Consider the following 6,072-nt stretch of genomic DNA (forward strand, 5'->3'; position numbering starts at 1 on the left):
AACGCCTGCCGCTGTCCATCAGTCGGTGCACGATCGGCACCTTCCACGTCGGTGGCGATGGCGGTGAGGGCGTCGTTCATCGCTTCCAGGTTGGTAGCGTTTTCGCTATCGCCGGAAACGAGCGGGGCGGTTTTCTTGCGCAAGGCGTCGATCTCGTCGTGCAGCGGTTTGTTGCTGCCTGCTTTTTTATCTGCTTCGTCGAGTTGATCGCGTACGGCATCTACTTCACCGTGCGTTTGCCAGACTTGCTGCAATGCCGTGCCGACTTCGCGCGAGAAAGCCAAGCCCTCGGCGAGCGCGTTCGGGTCGAGCGTGACACGTGGATCAGGCACGATGTTCAACGGTGCGCGGTAGGACTTGCCGTCGACGCTGAGCACCACCTGGTATTTGCCCGGCAGCGCCAGCGGGCCTTCGGGCGTGAGTGGCGTATCGGAATCCCAGGTGGCGGCGATGCTGTAGCCGTAGAGCAAGGCCTGCGGGCGCGGGTAGCGCAGGTTCCACACGAAGCGGTGCATACCCGCGCCGGTGCCGAGCATCTCCGGCGCGCCCAGCCAGCCTTTCTGGAAGTAGCGTTCGGCGGGGAGATTTGCGGGTTTGTCGGCGCTGGAGAAGTGGCGCACCGTATTGCCGTTGCTGTCGAGAATGTCGAGCGTGACCGGACCTTTCGCGGCGCCGGCCAGCTGGTAATCGATGATGGCGCCGGCAGGCGGATTCTTGCCGAGCGGTTCGTCTGGCGGTAGCGGCGTGTCCTTGTTTTCGTTGGCGCGCACGCGCACGGCGTCGGCAGGCGTGTAGAGCACGGTCTTGCGTGCGTTATCGGCGCCGGCCTGGCGCAGCGGCGTGATGTCATCGAGGACCCAGATCGCCCTGCCCTGCGTGCCGGCAATAAGGTCGTCGCCGTGGATGGTCAAGTCGCGCACCCAGGCCGTGGGCAGGTTGCGCTGCAGGGATTGCCAGTGCGCGCCGTCGTCGTATGACACATACACGCCACGGTCGGTGCCGGCAAACAGCAAGCCTTCGCGCTGGGTATCGGCGCGCACCACGCTGACGAAATCGTCTTGCGGCAGGCCCGCGGAGATGTCGGTCCAGGTTTTACCGTCATCGTGCGTGCGCCACACATGCGGACGGAAATCATCCTGGCGATGATTGTCGACCGCTGCGTAAGCAGTGCCTTGTTTTACCGCCGAAAGATCGAGCGAACTGACGATGCCCCAGTGCGGCAGATCCTTGGGCGTGACGTTCTGCCAGTGCTTGCCGCCGTCGCGGGTGAACTGGATGGAGCCGTCATCGGTGCCGATCCAGATTTCATCGTTGCTGAAGGGCGACGGTGCGATGCTGTAGATCACGCCGTAGCCGCAATCGCGTGCCTGCTGCGCGGTGGGATTGCCTTCGCAGCCTTCGGTGGCGCCTGGCTTCTTGGCGCTGAGGTCGGGGCTGATCACATCCCAGTGCTGGCCTTGGTCGGTACTGCGGAACAACACTTGCGAACCGAGATAAAGCGCATACGGCGGCTTGGCGGAAAACGCGATCGGCGTGATCCAGGTGTAGTGGTATTTGAAGTCGGTAGGACGCTGGCCGTAACTGCTGACCGGCCATGCCGTAACGTTCTGCACGACACCGGTGCGGCGATCCCAGCGCGATACGCGTCCGCCGAGACCGGAACCGAACACGATATTGGAGTCGGCCGGATACGGCAGGTCGTAATCGCGCTCGTCACCGCCGACCGGGCGCCAGTCGCGATAGGAAATGGAGCCGTAATCGCTGCGACTGGCGATACCAACCGTGCCGGAATCCTGCTGGCCGGAGTAAATCCAATAGGGAAACTGGTTGTCGGTAGCGAGGTGATAGAACTGGCCGGTAGGTTGGTTGTACCAGCTGCTCCAGCTCTTGCCGCCATTGACGGTCACCACGGCGCCCTGGTCGCTTGCCGCAATCATGCGTTGCGTGTCGCGCGGATCGATCCACAGGAAGTGATAGTCGTCGCCGCCCGGTGCGCCTTTGAAAATATCCCAATGCTTGCCGCCGTCATCGGAGCGGCGGATGGACTGCCCCGCCGAATAGATGCGATCGCGATCCTGCGGATCGACGGTGATGCGGCTGAAGTAGTCGTTCGGCAGCCAGGATTCATGGCTTACCGCTTGCCATGTCGCGCCGCCGTCATCCGAGCGGTACAGGCCGCTGTCCTTGCGCGGACTGGCAGCATTCACCACGGCATATACGCGATGGCCGCTGGCCGTGGCAATGCCGATGCGCGCCAGCGTGCCCGTCGGCCAGCCGTTGCCACTGATGCGTTTCCAGGTGACGCCGCCGTCGGTGGATTTGTAGAGGCCCGAACCCGGTCCCGCATTCGGCTGGAAATACGACAACCACGGATAGTTGCGCACCTGCCATGCCGCGGCGTAGACGATGTTCGGGTCGGATGGATCGGCAGCAAGATCGACGACGCCGGTGTCGGCATCGACGAACAGCGTTTGCTTCCAGGTCTTGCCGCCGTCGGTAGAGCGATAGACGCCGCGCTCTTTGTTCGGGCCGAAGTAGTGGCCGAGCACACCGACCAGCACGGTATTGGCATCGTGCGGATCGACCAGGATGCGGCCGATGTGCTTGCTCTGGGCAAGACCGATGGGTTGCCAGCGCTTGCCGCCGTCATCGGAGCGGTACATGCCATTGCCGGCAGCGACATCGTAGCGCGCGGCGACCTGACCGGAGCCGGCGTAAATCACGTTGGGGTTGGACGGCGCAACGGCGATGGCGCCGATGGGCGCGGTGGCTACGTTGTCGAACGTCGGTTGCCAGGTGCGGCCCGCATCATTGGTTTTCCACACGCCGCCGCCCGCGGTGCCGATGTAGAAGGTATCGGGCCGGGTGGGATCGCCGGCGGCCATGGTGGCCCAGCCGCCACGGAACGGGCCGACCAGGCGCCACTGCAGGGCATCGGCAGTGTGGTTGGGAGTTGGCGTGGTGTCCGCATGCAACGCTGCGGTGCCAGCAAGCAGACAGGCGCAAGCAAGCGCTGAAAGTGGGCGAAGCAGAGAACGTTTCGACATGTGGACTCCCGCTGTAAAAGAATGAGCAAGCAAGTCGCCCTTGGAGCGAATGCTCAATAACTCAACGCAAACCCCGTATACCAAGTCCTGCCAAACGCCGGTTCCAATCCGTTCTGCCAGACGCGATCGAAGTAATGCCGGTTACCGAGATTGCTGACTCCCGCCAGCAAGCGCAGCGAGTGATTCAACTGCCAATCGGAGGCGATGTCCACTACTGTGTACGCCGGTATGCGTGCCGGCATGTACGTTGCGCCGCTGCCATACGCCTGATCGGAGTCCTGCCAGTACTGCGCTGCCGAGCTCACCGCCGTCAGGCTAAGCTTCACGCGCTCGTTGCGCCAAGTCACGCCGGTCTTGAGCAGGTAGTCCGGCGAAAACGCGGGCGTCTTGCCCACTTGCCCGGGAATGGCGCTGGCGACGAACCTGGCATTGAGCAGGCTGGCATTGAGGAACGTTTCCAGATGCTGGCCTTCGGTAGCCAGTTGGGTCGGCGCGAAGAAATCGTAGTCGAGCTGCGCTTCCAGGCCACGGCTGCGTGTATTGCCCGTGTTGACGTAAACGGTGTCGACGGCGTTGATGTACTGCGTTTCCAGGCGGTTGCGGAAATTGATCCAGAACAGACTCACGTCGTAGTACAGGCCGGTCACCGGCGCGCCGTGCACGCCCGCTTCCCACGACACCGACTTGGACAATTGCGCGGCGTGTCCTTCCAGCAGATTGCTGAAGGGCGGCGCGATATCGAAGAAGCGCAGCGGGCGCCAGCCTTGGGATACGTTGAAGTACGTTTCGTTGCCATGCCCGAAATCGTTGCCCAGCCCGAGGCCGAACAGCGGCAGGTGACGCGTGTCGGCTTCGTGGATCAGCGGGCGTGAAAGAAACGGCGGGCGCACCGTTTCATCCACGGCAACGCGCTCATGTTCCAGGCGCACCGACGGCACGATGTGGAAGCGATGCGGCAGGCGGAATACGTTTTCGGCAAACACGGACTCGTATTGCGAGCTGCGGCGTTGATTGAGTATCGGCGTGCCGCTGTGATCGTCGCGCCCAACCGTCAGGTCCGTGCTGCTCCATTGCCGGAACGGATCGTTGCCGCGATACAGCACCGTGCCCACGGTGAACGCATTGCCCTGCCCCCAGTTTTTGCGCAGGCGCACGTCGGCGCCATAGGTACGGAAGGCTTCGTCTTGCAGCGTGGTGGTGCTTGCGTTGGGCGCCGCCGCACGGCTGACCAGGTCCTGGTAGGTGAACCACAGTTTGGCTTCCAGCGACCAGCGGTTGCCGAAATCATGCGTATGCCCCAGCACCAGCTGATCGCGATTGACCCAGTCGCGGTTGTACGGCGTGGTGACGGTGCGCGGGTCCTGCTGCCATTGCGTATAGCTCAGCCGCCCCGGGTCGCCGGAGACGGCGCTGATCGCGTGGAAATCCAGCCACCACTGCTGGTGCTCGTCCGGTTTGTAGGCCAGGTAGACATCCGCCTGGCGATTCTGCGAGCCATCGTTGGCGCGCGTGCCGTCGCTGTGCACGTAGCCGGCGTCGGCGCGGAAGGCCCATTGCCCCTGGTTGCGCTCGATCACGTTGTAGCTGGAAAACAGGCCGTGCTCGCCGACCACGTTTTCGGTGCTGACGGTCAGTGGCGTGTTCGGCGCCGGGCGCTTGGAAACCAGGTTGATCACCGGCGCCGGTTCCGGGCCGTACAAGAGACTGGAACCGCCGCGGATGAGCTGGATGTCCGCCAGGCTCTGCGTCATCGGAAACGCGTACAGCGTGGGGAAGCCGATCCAGTCGCCTTCCATCGGGATGCCATCCTGCATCACCAGCACGAATTCCGATTCCTGCGGATTGCCGATGCCGCGATAGCTGAAGTTGAACTGCGTTGGCGTGGGTTGTTCGGAAACCAGCACGCCGGGGGTGCGCGCCAGCGCCTGGTTGAGGTTGTTGCCGATCACGGTCGGCTGGTCTGCCAGGTGCGTCACCGTGGTTTTCTTGGTGACGGTGATCTTCGGACCGTCCACCTCCGGCATCTGGTATTGCAGCTTGGCCTTCAGGTATTTACGCCAGTCTTCGGCGTGCACGTTCACGGCGGGAAGCTTGGTGGTTTTGTGGCTGCCGGCAGGCTGATCGTCGTCCTGCGCGAAGGCAGCGAGAGAAACCAGCGAAAGCAACAAGGCAAACGGCAGCGCGGCGCGGCGCAACGGCAACATACGGTATCCAGGCAACAGCGAGGTAGCCGAGCCTTATCGCGCATATGGCTGCGCTTGGCTATATGCCATCGGTTTACCCTTTGGAATCGTGAATGGGGGCGTTACAGTGTAGTGATGGCTCCCTCTTCCATCAGGGAAGGGACTGAGCTGAGGGGCGAACCTAGCATGACCACACGGACGTCCTTCCTGCGCAAGCGGGAATCCATTTGATCCTGCGGTGAAAAACCAAAATGGATTCCCGCGTGCGCGGGAATGACGGCTCCGAGGGTTGCGCAGCATAGGCACGCTTGAGGCAAGAGCGCCCCCTCACCCCAGCCCTCCCGGAAAGCAGAGGGAGCACATCGCGCGTCCCCACGCCCACTGCCTAAAGAGATACCGCCCCGTGCAACTGCGCCGCCTTGCTCTACTCGCCTTCGGCATCACCACCGCCCTTGCCGCCCACGCCACCGTCGATGCTTCCCTGTTCCAGGACCTGCACTGGCGCCTGATCGGCCCCTTCCGCGGCGGCCGCGTGCTGGCCGTCACCGGCATTCCCGGCGATGACCGTCATTTCTATTTCGGCGCGGTGGATGGCGGTGTATGGAAGACCAACGATGCCGGCCGCACCTGGCAACCGATCTTCGATGGCGAACGTGTCGGCTCGATCGGCGCCATCGCCGTGGCGCCGTCGCAGCCCGACACGGTGTACGTCGGCACCGGTGAAGCGGACATGCGCTCGGATATCGCGCATGGCAACGGCATGTACAAATCCACCGACGGCGGCAAGCATTGGCGCCACATCGGCCTGGACGACAGCCGCCAGATCGGGCGCATCCTGGTCG

3 protein-coding genes are annotated in these 6,072 nt (G+C 63.3%); 1 reads left to right on the forward strand and 2 read right to left on the reverse strand.

What is annotated here, in order from left to right; all coding sequences use genetic code 11:
• On the reverse strand, positions 1 to 3,047 hold a 3,047-nt coding region (locus VMA74_RS16665; protein ID WP_325368982.1), incomplete at its 3' end, for a VPS10 domain-containing protein.
• A gap of 53 nt (positions 3,048 to 3,100) precedes the next feature.
• On the reverse strand, positions 3,101 to 5,251 hold the full coding sequence (locus VMA74_RS16670) for a TonB-dependent receptor family protein (RefSeq protein ID WP_325368984.1): 2,151 nt from the start codon (positions 5,249 to 5,251) through the stop codon (positions 3,101 to 3,103).
• A 382-nt stretch (positions 5,252 to 5,633) separates the two neighbouring features.
• Here VMA74_RS16670 and VMA74_RS16675 point away from each other — a divergent pair.
• A partial coding sequence (locus VMA74_RS16675) for a WD40/YVTN/BNR-like repeat-containing protein (protein ID WP_414649628.1) occupies positions 5,634 to 6,072 on the forward strand: 439 nt, incomplete at its 3' end.

Source organism: Dyella sp., from assembly GCF_035508675.1.
Lineage (GTDB): Bacteria > Pseudomonadota > Gammaproteobacteria > Xanthomonadales > Rhodanobacteraceae > Dyella_B.

What these genes read in the sequence shown, in the direction of transcription:
- VMA74_RS16670 (WP_325368984.1), bottom strand. Translation starts at nt 5,251, where the DNA reads ATGTTGCCGTTGCGCCGCGCCGCGCTGCCGTTTGCCTTGTTGCTTTCG.